Source organism: Pedobacter psychroterrae (genome assembly GCF_004331695.1).
GTDB lineage: Bacteria > Bacteroidota > Bacteroidia > Sphingobacteriales > Sphingobacteriaceae > Pedobacter > Pedobacter psychroterrae.
In genome coordinates, this window is the sequence record NZ_SJSL01000001.1 from 1768065 (window position 1) to 1787761 (window position 19697).

15 protein-coding genes are annotated in these 19697 nt (G+C 42.9%); 9 read left to right on the forward strand and 6 right to left on the reverse strand.

Features of this window, described 5'->3' with window-relative positions:
- The first annotated feature begins 15 nt into the window (after window positions 1-15).
- The 3 genes from EZ437_RS07845 (at window position 16) to EZ437_RS07855 (ending at window position 5162) form a co-directional block, all read left to right on the forward strand.
- Window positions 16-2844: an outer membrane beta-barrel protein gene (locus EZ437_RS07845; RefSeq protein ID WP_131594856.1), complete on the forward strand. Its 2829-nt coding sequence runs from the start codon at window positions 16-18 to the stop codon at window positions 2842-2844.
- A gap of 36 nt (window positions 2845-2880) precedes the next feature.
- On the forward strand, window positions 2881-3717 hold the full coding sequence (locus tag EZ437_RS07850; protein WP_131594858.1) for a glycoside hydrolase family 16 protein: 837 nt from the start codon (window positions 2881-2883) through the stop codon (window positions 3715-3717).
- Between the two features lie 143 nt (window positions 3718-3860).
- A complete protein-coding gene (locus tag EZ437_RS07855; protein WP_225869521.1) occupies window positions 3861-5162 on the forward strand; it encodes a sugar MFS transporter in 1302 nt (433 codons plus the stop codon).
- 63 nt (window positions 5163-5225) lie between these two features.
- Here EZ437_RS07855 and bcp read toward each other — a convergent pair whose 3' ends face one another.
- Genes bcp through EZ437_RS07875 form a run of 4 tightly spaced genes read right to left on the reverse strand, consistent with a single transcriptional unit; the run spans window position 5226 to window position 8595 of the window.
- Window positions 5226-5690 carry a thioredoxin-dependent thiol peroxidase gene (bcp, locus tag EZ437_RS07860; protein WP_131594860.1) on the reverse strand — a complete coding sequence of 155 codons (465 nt, stop codon included), beginning with the start codon at window positions 5688-5690 and terminating at the stop codon, window positions 5226-5228.
- Between the two features lie 4 nt (window positions 5691-5694).
- On the reverse strand, window positions 5695-7419 hold the full coding sequence (locus tag EZ437_RS07865) for a M23 family metallopeptidase (RefSeq protein WP_131594862.1): 1725 nt from the start codon (window positions 7417-7419) through the stop codon (window positions 5695-5697).
- 5 nt (window positions 7420-7424) lie between these two features.
- Window positions 7425-8036: a fumarylacetoacetate hydrolase family protein gene (locus EZ437_RS07870; RefSeq protein ID WP_131594864.1), complete on the reverse strand. Its 612-nt coding sequence runs from the start codon at window positions 8034-8036 to the stop codon at window positions 7425-7427.
- 34 nt (window positions 8037-8070) lie between these two features.
- A complete protein-coding gene (locus EZ437_RS07875; RefSeq protein ID WP_225869522.1) occupies window positions 8071-8595 on the reverse strand; it encodes a T9SS type A sorting domain-containing protein in 525 nt (174 codons plus the stop codon).
- Between the two features lie 208 nt (window positions 8596-8803).
- Here EZ437_RS07875 and EZ437_RS07880 point away from each other — a divergent pair, with 208 nt between their 5' ends.
- Entirely contained in the window at window positions 8804-10762 is a 1959-nt protein-coding gene (locus EZ437_RS07880) for a KUP/HAK/KT family potassium transporter (RefSeq protein WP_131595236.1), read from the forward strand.
- Between the two features lie 106 nt (window positions 10763-10868).
- Window positions 10869-11711, forward strand: coding sequence for a VOC family protein (locus tag EZ437_RS07885; protein WP_131594866.1), 843 nt, complete (start codon window positions 10869-10871; stop codon window positions 11709-11711).
- A gap of 21 nt (window positions 11712-11732) precedes the next feature.
- Here the strand turns inward: EZ437_RS07885 and EZ437_RS07890 are convergent, their stop codons facing one another.
- On the reverse strand, window positions 11733-11993 hold the full coding sequence (locus tag EZ437_RS07890) for a 4a-hydroxytetrahydrobiopterin dehydratase (RefSeq protein WP_131594868.1): 261 nt from the start codon (window positions 11991-11993) through the stop codon (window positions 11733-11735).
- Window positions 11994-12195: 202 nt separating this feature from the next.
- On the opposite strand from EZ437_RS07890, the gene EZ437_RS07895 reads away from it, so the two are divergent.
- The 3 genes from EZ437_RS07895 (at window position 12196) to EZ437_RS21940 (ending at window position 15494) form a co-directional block, all read left to right on the forward strand.
- Window positions 12196-12405: an RNA polymerase sigma factor gene (locus EZ437_RS07895; protein ID WP_131594870.1), complete on the forward strand. Its 210-nt coding sequence runs from the start codon at window positions 12196-12198 to the stop codon at window positions 12403-12405.
- Between the two features lie 424 nt (window positions 12406-12829).
- Window positions 12830-15010, forward strand: a complete 2181-nt coding sequence (locus EZ437_RS07900; RefSeq protein ID WP_205942662.1) for a cation-translocating P-type ATPase — start codon at window positions 12830-12832, stop codon at window positions 15008-15010.
- Between the two features lie 4 nt (window positions 15011-15014).
- Entirely contained in the window at window positions 15015-15494 is a 480-nt protein-coding gene (locus EZ437_RS21940) for a cation transporting ATPase C-terminal domain-containing protein (protein WP_205942663.1), read from the forward strand.
- A gap of 36 nt (window positions 15495-15530) precedes the next feature.
- On the opposite strand, the gene EZ437_RS07905 is transcribed toward EZ437_RS21940, so the two are convergent.
- Entirely contained in the window at window positions 15531-16403 is an 873-nt protein-coding gene (locus EZ437_RS07905; RefSeq protein ID WP_131594872.1) for an AraC family transcriptional regulator, read from the reverse strand.
- Window positions 16404-16701: 298 nt separating this feature from the next.
- Between EZ437_RS07905 and EZ437_RS07910 the strand changes: the two genes are divergently transcribed.
- Complete coding sequence (locus tag EZ437_RS07910; RefSeq protein WP_131594874.1) at window positions 16702-19686, forward strand: glycosyl hydrolase; 2985 nt, start codon at window positions 16702-16704, stop codon at window positions 19684-19686.
- Window positions 19687-19697 lie beyond the last annotated feature (11 nt).

Genomic DNA, 19697 nt, shown 5'->3' on the forward strand with positions numbered 1-19697 from the left:
TTACAACGATTAATTTTGAAAAAACTTTGCGCTCTCGTCATTTCTATCTGTTGTGGAATATTTCAATTATCGGCCCAGCAAAACAAGCAAGTGCTTGGAACGGTAATCGATTCCGCAAAAACAACCCTTCCTGGTGTCATCGTACAGCTTATCGCAGACAATGACACGATAAAAACAACCACAGACAAGAATGGTAATTTTAGCTTTTCTAGGATCAGGGCTACGCAGTTTTCACTCGTAGTATCCATGATGGGATACCATACACTGAATGCAGCCTACACCTTTGCCGACAAAGAAAAACAAAAACGTGTGGGCCCGCTGGAGCTGAAAGCTTCCGTCCGGATGCTGGACGAGGTAGTAATTAAGGGCAAGCCCAAACCCGTACGCTTTATGCAGGACACTGTAGAATACGATGCAGAAGCCTATCTGGTACAGGAAGGAGATAATGTTGCAGATTTGCTTAAACAGCTCCCGGATGTGGAGGTAGATGAAAATTACAGAGTGACCACAATGGGCAAGGATATGGTCAAGCTCAGGGTCAATGGAAAGGATTTTTTTACCAATAATGTGCAGGAATTTATTGCCCAGCTTCCCGCCGGGATTGTGTCCAAATTGCAGATAATTGATGACTTTGGTGATCAGGCAAATTTCACCGGTATCAAGATAGGTGAACCCATAAAAATGCTCAATATAGTGACCAAGCCAGGTATGGATAACGGGTCTTTCGGAAAATTGTCTGGCAGGACCGGTACCAATGATAAAATAGGTGGCGATGGAAATGTGAGGTTTTGGAAGGGGAAAAAGCAGAGTTCTGCTCATGCAGGCATGAATACTGAAAACAATGGAGCTGGAAATAGCCGCTCCATGAATGCCGGATTTAATCACAATGATCAGATCAGTAAAAATACTAAGGGCGGCATTGCGTACAACTATAGCAGCTCCAGTAGCGCATTTGCGCGCAAACAGGTTTTGGAAACGGTATATCCCGAGGGTAATTTTACTACCAGGTCTGACAGCAAGGGCGACAATAGCAATGCCAATCATAACCTCAACAGTAACATTCAATACAACAATGGTAAGGTATTTCTTACCTCAAATTTAGCTGGTTCATTCGGTCATTTAAATAACCAGAATGCTGCTTTCAGCAATCAATATGGACTGTTGCGGCAAGACCTCAAAAACAGCAGCGGTACTAAAAATTCGACACCTAATCTCAACGGCAGCTTTAATTTATCCAGGAAACTCAAGAATAATAAAAACCAGCTTTCAGCCTCAGGCGGCTTTGGACTGTCGAATAATAGCGGCACTCAGCAAATCAATACCAATACCCTTTATTATGATAAGAATACAGGGCTGCTGCAGAAAGACTCGTTGCTGAACCGTAATCTTGTCAACGAAAGCGGCAGCCAGAGTGGATCCTTTGGCTTTAATTATAGCATTGGAGTAAAGAAACTAAAAGACAGCCTTTCAAATCGAAGTCTGAATTTCAGCTACAATGCATCAGCCAGAAGCTCATGGAATGAGGTATCCACTTTTGTAATTGACAATAACAGTTCCGGTGTGTCATTTGTGGATTCATTAAGTACTTCCTATCGGTCGCGGTCGCTTGATCAGTCCTTAGGATTAAACTACAATTACAATACAAAAAGTATGCGTTATAACTTTGGGATCAATGTTCGTCCGGCCTTCATGACCAATCATGATCTCAGATTGAAGCAGAAGTTTGTAAACAATACATTGAATTATTCCCCCAATCTGAATATCAGCAAGACCCTTCCCAAAGGGAAGACATTCAATGCCTATTATCAGGGAGACAACATCAATCCCAGTATAGAGCAGCTTCAGCCAACAAGGAATTCACAGAATCTTCAAAACATTATCATAGGAAATCCTGACTTAAAACCATCCTTCAATCACCGCCTCAATGCAAGTTACAATTATATGCATGCCAAATCCAGAATAACGCTGCGGACAGGTATCAATGCGGCCACTACCCAACAAGAAATTGTGAGTCATGTAACCCTTATTCCCGATACGCTAAATAGCCTGAAACAGATCACCCGATATGAGAATATAAACGGAAATTACGCTGTGGGAGGCAACTATTCTGTTAACATTCCAGTCGGAAAGAAATACAGTATAAATTACTCAGGGAGTATTGGGGTTTCAAACCGTGCAATTATTTTCAATAATCAGAAAGCATTTGGTAAGGGTGTGAATTTTTCACAGCAATTAAGAAGCGATGTCCGGATGAATAAATTCAGCATGGATATGCGCATGGCTTATTCGACCAGCACTAATAACGATGCATCTATGAGCAGATTTTCCGCAATCCAGCAGTTCGGATTGGGACAAATTAGCGCACCGGCATTTTTTACCACTACCAATTTCAATGTGGACCTGAATGGAGAATTGAGACTGAAGAATTTTAGCCTGGAGGGTGGAGGCCGTTACGATAAGCAAAGTAACGATGGTTCGGGCGATCAGCGTTTTCGAAATAACAGCAATGTGGACTTGAATCTATCAAGCCGGTTAACAGTCTGGAAGTCCTATTTTCTTACTGTATATTCCACCAAACGCTATAGCTACGGCTATGCACTGGACAATGCGAACCCGCTTTTACTGAGTGCGAATTTTGAAAAGCGATTTTTTAAAGATAAAGCACTCAGTCTGTCAATCAGTGCAAACGACCTGTTGGATCAGGGTAATAATATTTCGCGTATCGTATCTGGAAATACCATAATTGACAGTAGCAGCAAACAACCTACCCGTGTTTTTTTTCTTGGATTAAGTTACAACCTGTCCAAGTTTGGGGGCAGGTCATTTCCTGTAAATCCTGACTAAAATGCTATATTAGGGCTGAATTAACTATTAAAGATCATGAATTTTAGCAATATATACACCGCCCTTTGCAGCCTGATGATTTTAGGCGCTGTATCCGCAAGCGCTCAAAAGCTGCCTGAAAATTATAAACTGGTATGGTCCGATGAGTTTAATGTGGATGGCAAGCCAGATTCAACGAAATGGAAGTTTGAGCATGGATTTGTACGCAATGAGGAACTGCAGTGGTATCAGCAGGACAATGCCTGGTGTGAAAAGGGATTGCTGATCATTGAAGGGCGGAAAGAAAATAAGCCGAATCCCCGGTTCAAAGCCGGTAGCAATGACTGGAGGAGCAAACCTGAGACTATTCAATATACTTCTTCAAGTATCAATACTTCAGGCAAGCATAGCTGGCAGTATGGACGGTTTGAGATGCGGGGAAAAATCGACATAGGTGAAGGCCTTTGGCCGGCATGGTGGACACTGGGGGTACAGGGAGAATGGCCATCAAATGGAGAGATTGACATTATGGAATATTATCGCGGCAAACTCCTGGCAAATATAGCCATGGGCACAGATCAGCGATATAAAGCGAAATGGTATACAACGATAAAGCCGGTTTCCGAACTGGGTGGAAAAGAATGGGCAAAGCAATTTCATGTCTGGAGAATGGACTGGAATGAAAAAGAGATCGCTTTGTATGTAGACGGCATATTGCTGAACAAAGTTAAGATGGACAAGTTGCATAACAGAGATGACAAAGGCATCAATCCGTTTAAACAGCCGCATTATATGCTGCTGAATCTGGCAATGGGGGGTGAAAATGGGGGAGATCCTTCAAATACAGCTTTTCCAAATCGTTTTGAGGTAGATTATGTGCGTGTTTATCAATAAATGAAGCTACACAAACGTTTGCGTAAATATTTAATACGGTTTTGATTCATTAATTTCTTTACTTTAGGCTGTATTGACAAAGAGTATATCTTTTTTGAACTATAAGCTAATAAATAAACACAAATTAAATCCGAACCAACCACATGAATCAACCTCAACCTCAAAACAGAACAGCCATAATGCCGATGGTGATATGTTGTGCATTGTTTTTTATCTTAGGCTTTGTAACCTGGGCAAATGGCTCTCTAATACCATTTGCAAAGAAAGCATTTGATCTTGAAACTGATTTGCAGGCATATTTAGTCACCTTTGCCTCTTATATCGCTTATTTTTTCCTGGCACTTCCAAGTTCCTCCATCATTAAGAAGATCGGCTTTCATAATGGTTTGGTATTAAGTCTGGTAGTTTTAGGTGTTGGATCATTACTGTTTATTCCGGCAGCGGAAAAAAGCAGTTACATTCTTTTCTTAACAGCAATTTTTGTACAAGGCTCAGGTATGGCGCTGTTGCAAACTGCGGTGAATCCTTATTTGAGCATTATCGGGCCAATTGATAGTGCTGCACAGCGGATATCAATAGCCGGTTTCTGTAATAAGACTGCTGGTATGGTAGCGCCGATTGTGCTTAGCAGCCTGCTTTTGAAAGGGGCAAATGCAGCTGAAACACGATTGGCACAGGCTGCCTCAGAAGCAGAGAAGCAAACCATTTTAAATGAGTTGCTAGATCAACTTCATGCACCATATATTGCATTGGCAGTGGTACTGGCCTTGTTTGCTATAGGGCTTAAGTTCGTGAAACTTCCTGAAGTAAATATGGAGGAGGAAGACGTTTCAGATAACGTATCAAACACTTCTAAAAAGACGATATTCGAATACCCGCATTTATTCTTAGGCGCGCTGGCCATTTTCTTTTGCGTGGCTGTAGAGGTAATGGCAGGAGATATTATAGGTACTTACGCAAGGGAACTGGGTGCAGTGCCTCAGGTATTCAGAGATAACGCTACTGCCTTTACTTTAGGATTTATGCTGGTAGGTTACTTAATCGGTATCATTACGATTCCCAGATTTATAACCCAACAAGCTGCGCTTAGGATTTGTACCTCTGTGGGTGTCGTATTCACTATTCTTTCGGTATTTACAACTGGAGTGGTTTCCTTTTGGTTTGTAGCCTTGTTAGGTCTGGCTAATTCGTTGATGTGGCCTGCTATTTTTCCACTGGGCATTAAAGGCCTGGGCAAGTTTACCAAAACAGGTTCGGCCATTATGATTATGGGTATTGCAGGTGGGGCAATCTGGCCTTTGGTATATGGTTATATGAAAGATGAATTGCACATTGACTTCCAGCATGCATTTTTATATGCGATGGTCCCAGCTTATTTATATATCGTTTACTTTGCTTCAGCCGGACACAAAGTCGGCAAGAAAAATTTATCAGTGAAGGTATAGTAAGAATTTATTCAATAAAAAAAGGAGGCCCTGCCCTGCAAGCCTCCTTTTTTTATGTACTAACTAGCTGTTAAGCAGGTCGAGTACCTGGGCAGTTGAATTGGCAGTGTCAACTTTTTCAATGATGTGTGAGATCACACCGTTTTCATCTATCAGGAAAGTCTTTCTGCTGATGCCCATATATTTTTTACCATACATGTTTTTCTCTCCCCAGATACCGTAGGCTTCTACAATTTTCTTGTCCGTATCAGCGAGTAATGGAAATGGCAGGTTGTGTTTGGTGATAAATTTCTGATGGGATTTTTCATCATCCACACTTACCCCAAGCACTACAATACCCTGTGCGGTCAATCCTTGGTAATTGTCCCTGAAGTTACAGGCCTCTGCTGTGCATCCCGGGGTGTCGTCTTTTGGATAAAAGTACAGGACTACTTTTTTGCCTGCAAATTCACTAAGGGTTACCGTATTGCCGTTTTGGTCATTGACAGTAAACTCAGGGGCCTTCTGGCCTGCTTTTAATTCGCTCATATTGTTATTTATAAAATGTGATGGAATAGGTTTTCTTATTGTCTTTCATATCAGCAACAATCACCTCAAGGGTATGTTTGCCGGGTGTCAGTGTACTTTCAAAACTATGCCACAAAGAGGCGGTTTTGGTGTCAAATTCCAAGAGTACCCATTTGCCGTCAATAAATCCGTTAAAGCTTTTTATACCAGACATATTGTCCCTGATCTTGAAAGAAGCTTTGCTGATACCTGTCATGCGTTTTCCATCGCTGATATTAACAGGTATGATCAGGGGGGCAATCGTGTCTACTGAAATAAAATAACTTCCAAATGTGCGTGGTTTGGCCTTTACATAACCATCTTCAAAATAACCACCCTGCGAGCCCCTGCCGGTATTTACGATCAATGCTTTTTCTTTATATTTCATCAGGGCGCTGTCGGCTTTGATCCAGATCTCAAATCCGGTATGAAGTGGTGTGAGGTTGTTATGGACCTGGTGAATAGAAGAATAGGCATTGACAGCAGGTTTGGGCAATTGTTTGTAAACGAAATCCAGGTCATTGTACAAGCTGCCCTTGGGTATGATCACCTTTACTTCTTCGTTATTGAATTCATTGACATTTGCATAAGGAAAATGCAGCTTACCCGGAATGGATTCAGGTGCATTGATAATGGCTTTTGAATAGGCCTGAACATTGAAGGATAAGGTGCTTTTGTTGCCCTTACCATCGGTTAATGTATATTTTAATTTATGCAGTTTACCATCTGTAAATGAAATTCTTCCGTTATTTACCAGGCTGCTGTAGATCTGCAATGGATTGCCGGGGTCGACGAAGCTTTTTTGAATACTTCTTTTGGTCTGCAGATAGGTTGGGTAGTCGATGTGGGAATTGATGGCTTTACTATTTTCAAACAGGAATTTTTCCAGCGATGAAGTAAATACCAGGTTGCCGTCCCGTTCCAGTTCTATTGAATACACCCCGTTTAGTCCTGAGGCGCCATTGTGCCTGTCGGTTGCAACAATTCCAAATCCAACCTCTCCGCTCAGATTTATGGTATTTACCTGGTTCAGGCGATAACTTCCTGCGCCTCCGGCTACTTGAAAATACTGTTTAGGGATAAATTCGTTAAAGGGTTTTTGGTTCAGGCGGTATACATACATCGCAGAAATCACTGGCGGGATATTGTCCGGTATTTCCAGTCCGAACAGTTGCGGATTGATGGTGGCTTCAGTCTTTGTATCCCTGATTTCAAAATGCAGGTGTGGCCCCCCGGAGCTGCCGGTATTTCCTGTATAGGCAATGACATCCCCTTTACGTACAGGTATCAGCAATGAATTGGGAAATTCGTCGATCTCGTAAGTTTGCTTTTGATATTGAATGGTTTTAACCTGCTGCGCTATTTTAGGATTGAAGCGCTGCAAATGACCATAAACGGAAGTATAACCATTGGGGTGGTCAATGTACAGGGCCAGTCCGAAGCCACTGTTCTGCACCCTTAACCTGGAAATGTAGCCATCTGCAATTGCGTAGACCGGATAGCCTTCGCGCTGATTGGTACGGTAATCCATGCCCGAATGAAAATGATTGCTCCTGAGTTCCCCAAATGATCCGGCAAGGGCAGGAGGTACGATATCTAGCGGCGTTCTGAAATCCACGAGTGGGTATTTATTGCCGCTGAATATTTGCTGCCCGCTCACCTGCAAAGCCGAAAGAAGTATAATTGTTAGAATAAATTTCAGTTTAATCATTAAAGCTATTTTATATCAAAATCAAGTAATTGCCGGTTTTCCAGCCAGGCGGCTAATCTGTCCGTTTTATTTATTTTCCCTACCCCTTCAGGAGTACCCGTAAAGATCAGGTCACCCTTCTTGAGGGTAATGTACTGAGATACAAATGCGATGATCTGTTCAAAGGAGAACAGCAAGTTTTTAGTATTTCCGATTTGTCTGCTTTCCCCGTTGATCTTTAGTTCAAAATCCAGGTCCTTAATGTCCGTAAATTCTGTTTTGGGAATGAATTTGCTAATGGCTGCAGAATGGTCAAAAGCCTTGGCCAGTTCCCAGGGCAATCCTTGTTCTTTATGTATGTTTTGTATATCCCTGGCGGTAAAGTCTATGCCAAGGCCAATTTCGTCGTAATAATTTGCTGCAAATTTTTCCGAAATATGTTTGCCTTCTTTACAGATCTTGAGTACTACTTCCAGTTCATAATGAATTTCTGATGAAAATTCAGGGATGTAAAAAGGTTTGTCGTCTTTTAATACAGCTGTATCCGGCTTTAGAAAGATGACCGGCTTGTCGGGTACCGGATTGTTGAGTTCTTTAGCATGAGCTGCATAGTTTCGTCCTATAGCGATTATCTTCATGCAAGCAAAAATAGGAAATAAATGACGGATAACTTTACAGAACGGAGATCCGTTTTACCACGGATTCTGTACCAGCTACAATTTTCAGAAAATAAATACCTGCGTTCAAGCGGTTTGGTATGGTGTAATTTTTAATCTGCTCACCTGCAGGGATGCGCTCGTTGGAGAGCGTGACTACTTCATTTCCCAGCAGGTCCATAATTTTCACGCTAAGATTCGATTCACGGTCCACGCGCAGGATGATATTGATCTGGTCATCTACCGGATTTGGGTATACTTTTAATACGTATAGTAACTTTTCAGGTTTAACAGGGGTGCCTGTACTTGGCTTAGCGCTGGAAATCACATCACTATAGGGAATAAACCCAATGTTGTACCTGTTTGGTCTGTAGGTAGGAACAGTCACTTTAATCTGCGGGGTTTTATTGATCCTTTTAGACCTGATGCTGTTGATAGAACTGTCCGGTTTTTGAGCAAATACATTAGCACTGCTTAAAATGCCTATGCAAATTATGCAAAAGATATTAAGGAGAAGCGCTATTTTGTGTTTCGTGCTCATGTCTGGATGCTGGCAAAAATATAAATAATAAAACAAAAAAATCAAGGATTTTGTTGAATTAAAAATTATTTAACAATATTTAACAGCTTATGACGTTCTGCTATGCTTGAATTATACGCTTTATATGGGGATATAACATTTAAAAAGGAGTTAATGATAATGAAATTAGGTGATAAATACCGTAATTTTGCGGTCAAATTATTTTAAAGTGTCGAGTCAAAAGAATTTAAACACGGTCACAGCCGGCGGATTGCTTGTAAGTCTTGGAATTGTATACGGAGATATTGGTACCTCACCCTTATATACGCTCAAAGCTATTTTTAATGCAGTTATTGGAATGCCCGATCCGCAGGTGATCACGCCTGATACGGTACTAGGTGCGCTCTCCTGTATCGTCTGGACGCTAACCCTGCAGACTACCATCAAATATGTGGTGATTACCCTGAGGGCCGATAATAAAGGGGAGGGCGGAATCTTTTCCCTGTATTCTTTAGTAAGAAAAAATGCCAAATGGCTCGTTATCCCCGCAGTGGTGGGAGGATGTGCCTTGCTGGCTGATGGTATCATTACCCCCAGCATTACGGTAACCTCTGCCATTGAAGGCTTACAACTTAAATTTCCGAATGTAAGCGTGATACCCATTGTTATTTCCATCATTACGGCGTTGTTTATCATACAGCAGTTTGGGACAAATCTGGTAGGTAAGCTGTTTGGCCCGATTATGTTCCTCTGGTTTGGTACACTCGGGTTGTTGGGTATTTTATACGTAGTTCAGGATTTTAGCATATTTAAGGCTTTAAACCCTTATTATGCGGTTAAACTGATTGCTACCAATCCAAAGGCCCTGCTTATTTTAGGAGGTGTGTTTTTGTGTACTACCGGTGCCGAGGCGCTCTATTCAGACATGGGACATTGCGGCCGTAAAAATATCCGGGTAAGCTGGATTTTTGTTAAGGCCATGCTGATCTTAAATTATCTCGGACAGGGAGTGTGGATTTTACATCATGGTAATTATGATACCAATTTGAACCCATTTTTTGAAATAGTTCCGGCAGCCTATTTGCTGCCAATGGTGGCCCTGGCTACTGTAGCGGCGGTGATAGCCAGTCAGGCCATGATCACCGGATCGTTTACACTGATCTCGGAGGCGGTTAGGCTCAATCTGTGGCCTAAGGTGCGGATTAATTACCCAAGTAACCAGAAGGGGCAGATCTATGTTCCTTCCATCAATTGGATACTCTGGGGCGGATGTCTCATCATTGTGATGATATTTGAAACTTCTGCCAAGATGGAGGGGGCTTACGGACTTGCCATTAACCTTACCTTTTTGGCAACAACGATACTGGTAGCAGCTTATATGAAGCGCAAAAAGGTGCCTTTGTATGGCATTGTCATCTTCATGAGTGTCTATGTTGTGCTGGAAAGTACTTTCCTTATCGGAAATATGGCAAAATTCTTTCACGGAGGCTGGATGACTGTGTTGATAGGATCGGCACTGTTTACCGTGATGTGGTGCTGGTATGTGTCGAGGAAGATCAAAAACAGGTTTGTTAAGTATGTGGAGATTGAGGATTATTATCAGATCATCAGCGAGCTGAGCAACGACATCTCTGTACCTAAATACTCCTCGCAACTGGTTTACCTGACCAGTGCCAACTTTAAAACTGAAATTGAATCGAAGATTATTTATTCCATCATACAAAAAGAACCAAAGCGGGCCGATGTATACTGGCTGGTGCATGTGGATGTGGTAGATGAGCCTTTTACCAGAGATTATAAGGTTGAGTTCCTGATTCCGGGCAAATTGATCCGTATAGATTTTAAGCTTGGTTTCAGGGTAGAGCAAAGGGTAAACCTGCTGTATAGAAAGGTGATTGAGGAACTGGTTAAAAATGGGGAAGTAGATATTACCAGTCAGTATACCTCACTGAACAAGCATAAAATAGCAGGGGATTTCAGGTTTGTATTGCTGGAAAAACATCTTTCAAAATTCTCCACACTGAGTTTTTATGAGCGGAGCATCATGGATTATTATTTCATACTAAAGCGGCTCAGCCTTTCAGAAGAGCGGAGTTTTGGCCTGGATTCAAGCTATGTAGATGTAGAAAAAGTTCCGCTGATCTTTGTAACCCCGGATGATATAGAGCTCAACAGGCTTCCTGTATAGTTTATATTTCAGTTGCTTGTCTTAATCAGCCCCTTTAATTGTCGCGTTTGCACGCTACGGATTTTTGGTAAGTTTGGTATGTTTACTTCAAATAAAACTACTGATTATGAACAATTCGATTTATCCTTGTCTTACGCTTAAAGGTAAGGTGGCAGAAGCGGCTGATTTTTATATCAATGCTTTTGGAGATGGAAAGATTTTACAGACCTCGCCCTTTGTCATCCAGATTCAGTTGGGCGGGCAAAAATTTATGCTGCTCAATGACGGGCCCAGTTCCAAACCAAATGCGTCCATTTCATTTATGGTGATCATTGAGACGGAAGAGGAGGTCGAAAAATACTGGAATTCACTAACAGATGGAGGTGAAGTGCTGATGGCGCTGGATACCTACGACTGGAGCCCTAAGTATGGCTGGGTGCAGGATAAATATGGGGTCAGTTGGCAGTTGTATCTGGGTGATAATAAAGCAGGGCTACAAAAATTCTCTCCTACTTTGATGTTTGCGGGCGACAAAGCCGGCAAGGCTACAGAAGCAGTACATTTTTATACTTCCGTATTTCCGAAATCGGGTATTACCGGGATTATGAATTACAGTGAAGGGGAAGGTGATCAAACAGACTTTGTAAAGCATGCACAGTTTACGATAAACGATTATGTACTGATGGCAATGGATAGTTCAGGTGAACAGGGTTTTACTTTTAACGATGCTATTTCTATCGTGGTCGAATGCGATACACAAGCTGAAATTGATAGTTATTGGAACCAGCTTACTGCCAATGGGGGTTATGAAGTTGCCTGCGGCTGGCTTACGGACAAATACGGCATCAGCTGGCAGATCATCCCAAAAATACTGGGGAGGCTAATGACAGACCCTGAACGGGGACAAAGAGCAATGGCTGCATTGATGAAGATGAAAAAGCTGATCATTGCGGATTTGGAAAATGCTTAACATCGCATATGGGGATTGTAATTATTCAATCCCCAGCAGCTTGTCAATTTCTCTGGCCAGGTTACGGTCTTTTTCAGTTACCACATCACCTGCGTCGTGGGTACTTAGCCAGATCTCTACCTTATTATAGAGATTGGTCCATTTTGGATGATGGTTGCATTTCTCAGCCAGGAATGCCACCCTCACTATAAAAGCAAAAGCTTCCTGAAAATCTTTAAAAAGCAATACCTTGTATAGCTTCTTATCTATTTCTTCCCATTGTTTTTGCACTACATTTTCCATATTCCATTGATTTAAACCCTGGGGGCTATGGTATGAACAAAATATAGCTGCTTATGTTTCCCATAGTGCGGAATCCGCAGATAAGACCAGTAATGTGCGGCGCATTGGGATGTAAGCCATAAAAAAATCGAACGCCCAAACACGACATATATAATCTTGCTGGAGATTTGTTACCTTAGCCAAACGGGATACCAAAACATATATGGCTGCTTACAGTTCACACAATGATCATGTATTGCTTGACTTAGTAAAGAAAAGTGATTACGCTGCCTTTACTGAGCTGTACACGCGGCATGCAGATGCATTGTATGGAGCTGCTTATAATATTTTGAGAGACAGGCAAGGTTGCAAGGATGTATTGCAGGACATTTTTATCTGGTTTTGGCAAAATAGGGAGGACTTAGGGCGTTAATTGCAGGGCTTATCTCTTAACCGCTGTAAAGTTTAAAACTGCCAATTATATTCGGGACAATAAGGTAGGAAAAGGTTTTTTCGCTGAACTTTCGACTGTTGAGGTTTTGAATGAAGATTTAGAAACTGCGATAGAAGTTCGCGAGTTGGCCGCGTTTATTAAGAAGCTAAAAGAAAAGCTCGGGCCTAGAAGCGCCTTTCTGTATTTCTTTCTTTAGAGAACCGATTGTCGCAGGGCAAGATTACCCTCCCTTTTTTATCGTGCAAGTTTTCAACGACGAATAACGCATCTGGCACAGTCTGATCTAATCTAAACCTTCTTGTGATCAGATTGTTGATTTAGGTATGGAAGCGCAAAATAGTGGCGGTAACGCCGGTAAAAAAGAAAATCAGCAGCAATCTCTACCATTGGGTGAGGTGAAACGATGAGTCGATCCTGGTTTTCTATTTCTGTAGAGGATATTCTAGAGGAATTGGGGGTAAGCCCTCTGGCAGGAATTTCCCAGGCTGACGTTCAGGGCAGGCAGGAGCGTTTCGGGATGAATGTGCTTAAGGGTAAAAAAAAGAAAGGAATCTTTCAGCTGCTCTTGGGGCAGCTGCAGGACTGGCTCATTTACATTTTACTGGTTGCTGTAATCGTCACCCTGGTCATGGGAGAATATGTAGACTCAGGCATCATCCTGATGGTTATCCTGCTTAATGCGGTGTTGGGTGTGGTCCAGGAGATAAAGGCAGGTAATGCTATTGAAGCACTTCAGAAAATATCTGCCCCTAAGGCGCTGGTCAGAAGGGATGGTGTGACTCAGGAAATTGACGCTTCGCAGCTGGTGCCGGGTGATATCATGATCCTGGATGCAGGACGGTTTATAGCTGCTGATATTCGTTTGATAGAAGCAGCCAATCTTCAGGTGGAAGAATCTTCCCTTACCGGCGAATCGCTTCCATCAGTCAAAGATGCACATGCCATTTATCCGGAGGAGACCGCTTTGGGAGACCGGGCAAATTCGGCTTTTATGTCTACACTGGTTACTTATGGAAGAGGTGTTGGTGTCGTTGTGGAGACAGGCATGCTTACCGAGGTCGGAAAGATCGCCAGCATCATTGACAACGAAGCCCCCGCTAAAACCCCGCTGGAGCGCAGGCTTGAAGAGTTGGGCAAATCTCTGGGAAAGATGGCCATTGGCATATGTGTGCTGATATTCATTGTCGCTTATTTCCAAAACCGGGATCTGGTGGACATGTTTTTGATCTCCGTGTCCCTGGCGGTAGCCTCTATACCAGAAGGGCTGGCGGCGATTGTTGCCATTGTGCTTTCTATTGGGGTGACCAGCATGTCCAGGCGAAACGCGATCATCAGACGCCTGCCTGCTGTAGAAACACTTGGATCTGTAAATATCATCTGTTCCGATAAGACGGGCACCTTAACCCAGAACAAGATGACTGTCACCACTTATTTTATCCTGGACGGTGAAAGGATAGTGGTAAGCGGCCTGTTTAATGAGGGGAGTGACGATGTGAAATTGCTGGCGAAAGGTATGGTATTGTGTTCCGATGCGACCCTTTCGGCTGGCAGTGGTACGGGCGATCCGACAGAAATTGCCTTGCTGCAGTTTGCCGATGACCTTGGTTTAGACCGTAGACAGCTTGGTCTCGATTATGAGCGTCTGGAAGAGTTTGCTTTTGATTCAGACCGGAAGTTGATGTCAGTGCTAATACTGGGGGACGAAAAATATACTGTGTTTACAAAAGGCGCAATTGATAATTTATTGCACCTGGCCACACATGTGTTAGCTGACGGACAGGTTTTGCCGATAACTGAGGCACATAAGGAAGCTTTTCATGAGGCGACCAGTTCGATGTCAGGCAGGGCATTACGCACGCTTGGCCTGGCATTTAAAACTGTCGAAGGCCGCGTTTCCACCGCTGAAATGGAGCAAAACCTTATTCTTGTTGGCCTTTTAGGCATGATTGATCCTCCGCGTGAGGAGGTCAAAGATGCTGTGCTTAAAGCAAAAACTGCGGGGATTCGGTCCATCATGATCACAGGTGACCATAAGCATACCGCTTTCGCCGTTGCGCAGGAGCTGGGCATCGCACAGCATCTTGATGAGGCCATCACCAGCCGGGAAATGAATCATTTTAGCGAAGAAGAATTTACCGCCCGGGTGGAATCATTCAGGGTGTTTGCACGGGTATCACCAGAGGATAAAGTAAGGATTGTGCGCGCGCTTAAATCCAGCGGAAATGTGGTATCGATGACGGGTGACGGCGTAAACGATGCGCCTTCACTCAGTGCGGCGGATATTGGGGTGGCTATGGGTATCACAGGCACGGATGTGGCCAAGGGTGCTGCGGATATGATACTGACTGACGATAACTTTGCGACAATCGTTGAGGCGATTGAGCAGGGGAGGAACATTTATAACAATATCAAAAAATCGGTAATTTTCCTGCTGACCTGTAATCTCGGCGAAGTGGTCGCCATGCTGGCCACTTTGATGATTGGCTGGCAAGTACCCCTGATCGCTACGCAATTATTGTGGATTAACCTGATTACCGATTCGTTGCCTGCGGTTGCGCTTGGTATGGACCGGGGAGACCCCTGATGTAATGAAAGAGCATCCCCGGAAACCAAAAGAGAGTTTTTTTGCTGGTGGGGGTGTGCTGCAAGCGCTTGGTGGTGGGCTCATGATTGGAGGCTTGACCATTTTCGCTTTTTGGTATGGCTACTATGAACACGAAGCAAGCCCATTTGATAAAAATGTCTCCCCTGATATAGTGGAGTACGCCCGTACTATGGCATTTATGGTGCTGGTAGCGTGTCAGCTCTTTTATTCGCTTGCTGTTAGAAACAGCAAAAAATCCATATTTCAAATTGGGTTACTTTCTAACAAGTACTTGATCGGTGCTATTGTGCTTGGTCTGCTGCTGCAATTGTTAATAATTACCATACCTCCTATGCAGGAAGCATTTAAATTACGGATGCTGGATGCAAAAGGTTGGATGGTCGCTATCCTTCTGGGATTGGTCCCGTTAATTGTGAATGAATCGATAAAGCGATTTTTAAGGTTCAGGGCGCGTAAAAGTTAAGGAACATTTACCTGTTGATGGCTGACACATAACAAGTCAACTTTGTTGTCTATACTGTGTTGGTCTTAACCCTGTCTTTTCCTTGAAAATCTTTGAAAAATAAAAATTTGATTCAAAATTCAACTCTGTTGAAATTTGTTTCACGGACAAGTTGGAGTTACTCAACAGATCCTTCGCTTTTTCTATCTTCAGCTGTAGGTAATACTGCCCGGGAGAAAGTCCGGTATAATTTTTAAACACTTTTCTAAACCAGGAATAACCGACACAGAGCTCACTTGCAGCAAGTTGCGCGGTATAAGCATTACATATGTTCGCACGGAATAACATCCGGGACTTGTTTATGATGTTTTCATCTTCCTTAACACCAGCTATGCTTCCTTTAATGGCAGCATGACAGGCTCCAAGCAAATGCAATACAGCACCTGAAATCATGGGTTGATATCCGGGCTTTTCTTCTTTTGTGTTGTCGATTATTCGGTTGTAAAGATCAAAAACGCTATCATTAAATCCTATGAAAAGGCAGGGGCTATCGGTCTTGAAATATCCCGTGGCAAGTAAATTGTCAAGAATAGGTCCTTTTACGCCAACCCAATATTCGTCCCAGCCCGTATTTTCATCAGGTTTGTACCTATGTTTTTCATTAGGGAACAATATTATCAGCGTCCCTGCTCTGACCAGGGTTTTTTTAAAACACTCCGACTCGAAAACACCCTGCCCATTGGTAATATAAATTATCTGGTACTCATCAAGTATACGCCAGCTGTTCCAGTTAAAATTATGATGGGCCGGATGACTTCTGAATGGATATTCGCTGGTGTGTTCAATGTGGGTACAACCAGCATTTAAAACCGTAAGTCCCCAGTTCTCATCCTCCTGACTTACTGGAAGATATTTGAAAAAATTGACCATAATTTATCCGTTTTTCTATAAAAAAAAGCCGCAATTTTAAGCCGTTTATATTTGTTAGATGAAGTTAAGTTACGCTACTTTTTTTTTCTCTCTGTCCTGCACTGTGCTGCTTTTCAAATTCTGAAACTCAAACCTGTGGCAAATTATGCAGGCTTTTTATCAAATACTGTATTTTTGAGGGCAACGCATTGAAATATATTTGATTAACAAATACAACTAGTGCCAAATACGAAAAGAGCGCACAGAAAATCTCTGATACACCAAATATTAAACCTAATTCGCCTTACCCGGCCCTTTTATGAAAGTAAAAACTACAAGTGCTATACTTACCCTTCTTTTTTGCATATGTGCTGTATCATTCAGTCAGATTAATCCAATTAAGTCCGGATTTACTAACCCTGGCAATCGCTATAAACCAGGCGTCTACTGGTATTTTATGGATGGCAATATGAACGCAGAAACGATTACAAAAGACCTGGAATCAATGAAAAAGGCTGGTCTTGGTAACCTCATTTTTTTGGAAGTAAACGTCGGAGTGCCGCGGGGCAAGGTCACTTTTCTCAGTGAAGAATGGACCAGTCTTTTTGCCCATGCCGAGAAGGAAGCCAGGCGGTTGGGGATAGAAATCACGCTTGGCATCGGTCCGGGCTGGACTGGAAGCGGTGGCCCTTGGGTCAAAGGGAGTCAATCCATGCAACATCTTGTGTCAAGCGAAGTGCTTGTTTCTTCACCCGATCACAAGAAAATTATTTTACCCCTTCCAGCCCCTAAAAGACCTTTTTTTGGTGAAGGCGGGTTTACACCTGAATTCAAGAAGAACTGGCTCGAATACTACGAGGATGTCGCAGTACTCGCATTTCCTGCCCCTGATACTGATGAACGAATAACAGATATAGATGAAAAGGCCCTTTATCAGCGGGCACCATATAGCTCTGGAACTGTACGGGCGAACCTGCCTGCAACTAGTGACCTTGCCAGCAAACCAACATCGGTGGTTGCAAAAAATAAAATAATTGATTTAACAGGAAAATTGCTTCCTGATGGGACCCTGACTTGGACACCCCCACCGGGAAAATGGAAAATCATGAGGTTTGGGAGCAGAAATAATGGCGCGATTACCCGCCCGGCACCTTTCCCGGGTATTGGTTTTGAATCCGACAAATTCGATACAACGGCAATAAATGCTCACCTGGACGCGTATTTGGGTAAAATTTTTAAAAAAATAGGCAGGGTTGAAAAAAATCAATCTGGAGGTTTAAAGCGCTTGCACATGGATAGCTGGGAAATGGGTGCTCAAAACTGGACCGCGAACTTAAGGAATGAATTTATCAAAAGGCGTGGCTATGACCCGCTAAAATACTACCCGGTCTACTCTGGAAATATTGTCGGTAGCCTGGAAGAAAGCGAACGCTTCCTTTGGGATTTAAGGCAAACCAGCCAGGAACTCGTTTTAGAGAATCATGCTGGTCACGTTAAACGATACGCATCAAAACGAAACCTCACACTTTCGATTGAACCATATGACATGAACCCAACTTCTGACCTTGAGCTTGGTAGCATTGCAGACGTACCGATGGCCGAATTTTGGAGCAAGGGCTATGGATTCAATTCTACCTACAGTGTCATCGAAGCAACCTCGATCGCCCATGTAATGGGTCGTTCTTTAGTGCCTGCAGAAGCATTCACTGCTCAGGATAATGAAGGCTGGAAACAACACCCCGGAGCTATGAAAAATCAGGGGGACTGGGCTTTTGCTGCCGGTATCAACCGTTTTGTTTACCATACTTTTCAAAATCAGTTTTTACCTGACTCTTTAAAACCAGGTGCCACAATGGGCCCCTACGGTGTCCACTGGGACCGTAGTCAAACGTGGTGGCCGATGGCTGGCAGCTACCATGACTATATTACAAGGTGCCAATATCTTTTACAGCAAGGGAAAACAGTTGCAGACATCCTTTATCTCGTTCCCGAAGGGTCTCCACATGTTTTTGTACCACCTGCATCCGCTATTCTCGGAGATACCATTGGTGACAGAAAGCGTTATAATTTCGATGGTATAGCGCCCAGCCAGCTAATGACCGCTAAAGTGAAGAACAAAAAAGTTGTACTTGCCAGCGGTGCTTCTTACGAAATACTTGTACTGCCTATTTACGAGACCATGACGCCTGAGCTACTTGAAAAAGTGGGAAAACTGGCAGAACTTGGGGCAACAGTCCTGGGTAATCCACCATTACGTTCACCCAGCTTAAAAGATTATCCTCTATGCGATTCAAAGATAAAAGCGCTTTGCAATAAAATCTGGGGAAATTCGAGCACATCAGCTTTACTTCAGCATCGACAATATGGCCTGGGAACAATTATTTGGGGTAAACCGCTTATTCAAGCACAAGACAAGCTCTATCCCAACTATGAGCTGACAACGAAAATTTTAAAGGCTAAGAGTATTGAAGGTGATTTCCTTGCTGAAGCTAACGTTAGGTATACTCACCGAACCTCAAAGAACTGGGATATTTATTTCATTTCGAACACAACGGCAAACTCAATAACTACAAATGGTAGATTTCGCAGCGTAATAGGTGCACCCGAACTGTGGAACGCCATTGATGGCAGGGTAAGTCAGATTGAAAACTTTCAAACTGACAGCGGATTTACCAAGATACCGATTAAATTAGCTCCTTATGAAAGTGCATTTATCGTTTTCGCAAAGGAGAATCAATGGCAGCCGAGCAAGGTAACCGCTAGCAGGGAGCAAACTTTACTTACCATGAATAAAGAATGGAAAATAAATTTTAATGTAAAATGGGGTGGTCCTGAAGAGCTTGTCACAGACTCGCTATTTGACTGGAGTACAAGCAAAGTTGAAGGCATCAAATTCTATTCGGGCACTGCTACTTACCGTAAAACCTTTGAGTATGACGGAGGCAGTCAAGGTAAGCTGTTCATCGATTTGGGCGATGTCAAAAATATGGCCAGCGTTCGCTTAAACGGAAAAGAGCTGGGCACGTTATGGACAGCACCCTGGAGCCTGGAGATATCAAATGTCATCAAAAAGGGAAAAAATGAAATTGAGATCGAAGTAGTAAACTTGTGGGCGAACAGGCTGATTGGAGATGAGCATAAACCCTACGACGGTGTTATTGGAGATCAATGGCCAGAATGGTTGCTGAAAGGGCTACCGAGAACTAGCGGCAGGTTTACTTTTACCACTACACAGCAATATAATAAGAATAGTCCATTACTACCGTCAGGTCTGATCGGTCCAGTAAAAATTTTCAGAAAATAGAAAGAAGCATT

What these genes read in the sequence shown, in the direction of transcription:
- EZ437_RS07850 (WP_131594858.1), top strand. Translation starts at nt 2,881, where the DNA reads ATGAATTTTAGCAATATATACACCGCCCTTTGCAGCCTGATGATTTTA.
- EZ437_RS07855 (WP_225869521.1), top strand. Translation starts at nt 3,861, where the DNA reads ATGAATCAACCTCAACCTCAAAACAGAACAGCCATAATGCCGATGGTG.
- bcp (WP_131594860.1), bottom strand. Translation starts at nt 5,690, where the DNA reads ATGAGCGAATTAAAAGCAGGCCAGAAGGCCCCTGAGTTTACTGTCAAT.
- EZ437_RS07865 (WP_131594862.1), bottom strand. Translation starts at nt 7,419, where the DNA reads ATGATTAAACTGAAATTTATTCTAACAATTATACTTCTTTCGGCTTTG.
- EZ437_RS07870 (WP_131594864.1), bottom strand. Translation starts at nt 8,036, where the DNA reads ATGAAGATAATCGCTATAGGACGAAACTATGCAGCTCATGCTAAAGAA.
- EZ437_RS07875 (WP_225869522.1), bottom strand. Translation starts at nt 8,595, where the DNA reads ATGAGCACGAAACACAAAATAGCGCTTCTCCTTAATATCTTTTGCATA.
- EZ437_RS07885 (WP_131594866.1), top strand. Translation starts at nt 10,869, where the DNA reads ATGAACAATTCGATTTATCCTTGTCTTACGCTTAAAGGTAAGGTGGCA.
- EZ437_RS07890 (WP_131594868.1), bottom strand. Translation starts at nt 11,993, where the DNA reads ATGGAAAATGTAGTGCAAAAACAATGGGAAGAAATAGATAAGAAGCTA.
- EZ437_RS07895 (WP_131594870.1), top strand. Translation starts at nt 12,196, where the DNA reads ATGGCTGCTTACAGTTCACACAATGATCATGTATTGCTTGACTTAGTA.
- EZ437_RS07900 (WP_205942662.1), top strand. Translation starts at nt 12,830, where the DNA reads ATGAGTCGATCCTGGTTTTCTATTTCTGTAGAGGATATTCTAGAGGAA.
- EZ437_RS21940 (WP_205942663.1), top strand. Translation starts at nt 15,015, where the DNA reads ATGAAAGAGCATCCCCGGAAACCAAAAGAGAGTTTTTTTGCTGGTGGG.
- EZ437_RS07905 (WP_131594872.1), bottom strand. Translation starts at nt 16,403, where the DNA reads ATGGTCAATTTTTTCAAATATCTTCCAGTAAGTCAGGAGGATGAGAAC.
- EZ437_RS07910 (WP_131594874.1), top strand. Translation starts at nt 16,702, where the DNA reads ATGAAAGTAAAAACTACAAGTGCTATACTTACCCTTCTTTTTTGCATA.